This window comes from Methylobacterium sp. WL19, from assembly GCF_008040005.1.
Taxonomy (GTDB): Bacteria; Pseudomonadota; Alphaproteobacteria; order Rhizobiales; family Beijerinckiaceae; genus Methylobacterium; species Methylobacterium bullatum.
Window position 1 is genome coordinate 1 of the sequence record NZ_VRVC01000241.1, and the last position, 2,725, is coordinate 2,725.

At 70.2% G+C, this 2,725-nt stretch carries 2 protein-coding genes; both read right to left on the bottom strand.

Annotated features, from left to right (window positions below):
• Positions 1-245: 245 nt before the first annotated feature.
• Positions 246-1,499 carry a cytochrome P450 gene (locus FV220_RS24685; protein WP_147833546.1) on the bottom strand — a complete coding sequence of 418 codons (1,254 nt, stop codon included), beginning with the start codon at positions 1,497-1,499 and terminating at the stop codon, positions 246-248.
• Positions 1,496-2,725: FAD-dependent oxidoreductase (locus FV220_RS24690; protein ID WP_147833547.1), on the bottom strand; the 1,230-nt coding region annotated here is incomplete at its 5' end. The genes FV220_RS24690 and FV220_RS24685, both read right to left, overlap by 4 nt.

Here is a 2,725-nt window from a genome sequence, read left to right on the forward strand (position 1 = left end):
GCCCGTCGAGGCGCGACGAGCTGCAGGCCCCGAGGCCTGCGGCGAGGGCGACGAGGGCAACGGTCGACAGGAACTGACGCGGCATCGATCTCTCTTCCCGGCGGGGACTTCGGCAATGAACCGTTGCGTCACCGCCAATTGCGCTGACGGCAAGGCAATGCCGCGGGCCTGACAAGGGAAAGGCGCGTCGCCCCGGCTTTTCGGACGCGGTGTGGCGGCAAGGCCGCAATCGTGTCCGAGCGAGGTCAGCGGCGGGGTGCCACTCCGTCGATGGCGAGCCGAAGATGCATGGGGCCGCGCAGGGCCGCGCCCGAGCGATAGGGCGGCGGATCGTCGATGAGGCGCGGATGGACGAGGCGCTGTGCCAGCGCCACAAGGGCCGCCTCGGCCTCGAATCGGGCGAGCGGCGCGCCAGCGCAGTAATGGAGCCCGCCGCCGAAACCGAAATGGCGGATATCGGGTCGATCCGGGTCGAACCGGTCCGGATCGCGGAACACCGCCGGGTCGCGATTGCCGGAGGCGAGGAGGAGCACGATGTCGGCGCCCTCCGGGATGGTGGTGCCGGCTATGTCGATGCTGCTCAACGCCCGCCGCGTCCGGAAATGCACCGGCGGGTCGTAGCGCAGCATCTCCTCGATGAGGCGCGGCGCGAGGTCCGGCTCGCCGGCGAGCCGCGTGAGGATGTGGGGGCGTCGCACCAGAGCCAGCATGCTGTTGGCGATGAGGTTCACGGTGGTCTCATGGCCGGCCACCAGCAGCAGGATGGCGGTGGCGATGAGGTCGACCTCGCCCATCCCCGCTCCACCGTCCTTGCCCGATTCGCCGCTCATGCCGGACAGCATGTCGTCCTGCGGGTGGCGGTGCTTCTCCTTGATGAGGCCGCGCATGTAGGTGGAGATCTCGTCGAAGGTGGTGATGTTCTTCGCCCGTGCCTCCTCATTGCCGAGGTTGTCCGGTTCGAGAGCCGAGGCGAGCTGCGTCGCCCAGCCGTGGAATTGCGGCTCGTCCTCCGGCGGCACGCCCAGCATCTCGCAGATCACCGTGACGGGAAGCGGATAGGCGACGTCGCAGACGAGATCGAAGCTCGTCGCATCGCTCTGCTTGTCCAGGAGATCGGCCACGAGGTCATGCGAGCGTCCGCGCATGGCATGGACCCGCTGATGCGTGAACTGCCCCATCACGGCCATCCGCAGCCGGTCATGGTCCGGCGGATCGCGGAAGATGAACGGGCGATGGGTGTTTGTGACGTGATCCTTGACCGGGTTGACGATCCAGTCCGAGAGCGGATTGCCGGTCCGAGGGCGCTCGCTTGGCGGCAGGGTCTCCGAACTGATCCGCGGATCGTGCAGGAGGCTCGTGATCGCCGCATGGGTCGAGACCACATAGGTGCCGTCGTCCTGGCGCGAGACAGGCGTCTCGCGCAAGCGGGCGTAGAGCGGATAGGGATCGGCCCGATTGGCCTCGTCCTTGACCGCCTCGAACAGGCGTCCGGCCTTCATGACGATGTCCGTTCCTCGGGAAAGCCCGGCTGCAGCACCGCGAGACCGTGCAGGTCGACCCCGACGCGGATCGGTGGGAACGGGGCGCGCGCTGCGATCTGCTCGGCATAGGCGGGGAGCCAGCGCCCTGAATCGAAGGACAATGCGGCGATGCAGCGTCCCTTGGCGCCATAGACGACGACGAAGCGGCCCTCCTTCGGGCTTCCCTGCGCGAAGACCATGGCATCCGCCCCCTCGGTCAGGCCCACCGACTTGATGGTGACGCCGCCCTGGGACGACCAGAAAGCGGGCATCTCGGCATAGGCCGCGCCCGTGGCCGCTCCTGCCAGGAGGCGCCCGGCATGCTCGCCCTGGGCCACCGCGTGGCCCCAATGTTCGAGGGCGACGGGGCGGCCGTCGTAAAGCGGATGGGGGAACCGTGCCACGTCGCCGGCCGCGGCGATGGCCCTGTCGGGGCGTCCCTCCATGTCGAGGACGTAACCGGCCTCGTCGCAGAGGACGCCGCCTGGGCCGTCATCGAGCCCGGAACCGCTCAGCCATTCGGTGTTGCGCACCGCGCCCAACGCCACCACCACGAAGTCGGTTTCCACCTCACTGCCGTCATCGAGAATGGCCCGGACCACCCGGCCCGACGCATCGCCTTCGAGCCGCGCGACCTTGGTCCGGCTGCGCAGGTCGACGCCGAGAGCTCGGTGCAGGGCGGCGACGATCTCGCCCACCGGCTGCCCGAGGATTCTAGCGAGGGGTGCCGGTCCCGGATCGATCAGGGTGACGGTGCGGTCGAGGGCCCGGCAGGAGGCCGCGACCTCGCAGCCGATGAAACCCGCGCCGATGATGAGGACGCGCTTCGGGCCGGCGGCGAGCGCCCGCCGGAGGGCGGCGGCATCGTCGCGCCCGCGCAGGGTATGGACCCCGGCAAGGCCCGCCTCAGTCGGATTCGACCAGGGTCGGGCGCGCGATCCGGTGGCGATGAGGAGCCGGTCGTAGGACAGGGTCGCGCCATCGGCGAGGCGGACCTCGCGGGCCTCCCGGTCGAGGCCTGTGGCGGCGACGCCGAGCCGCCATTCGGCATCCAGGGCATGGAGGTTGGGCAGCGCGGTCGCCTCGGGCGCGATCTCGCCGGTGAGGGCGGCCTTCGAGAGCGGCGGCCGGTCGTAGGGGCGGTGTGGCTCGTCGCCGACGAGGGTGAGGCGGCCGGCAAAGCCCGCCCGGCGCAGGGCCTCGGC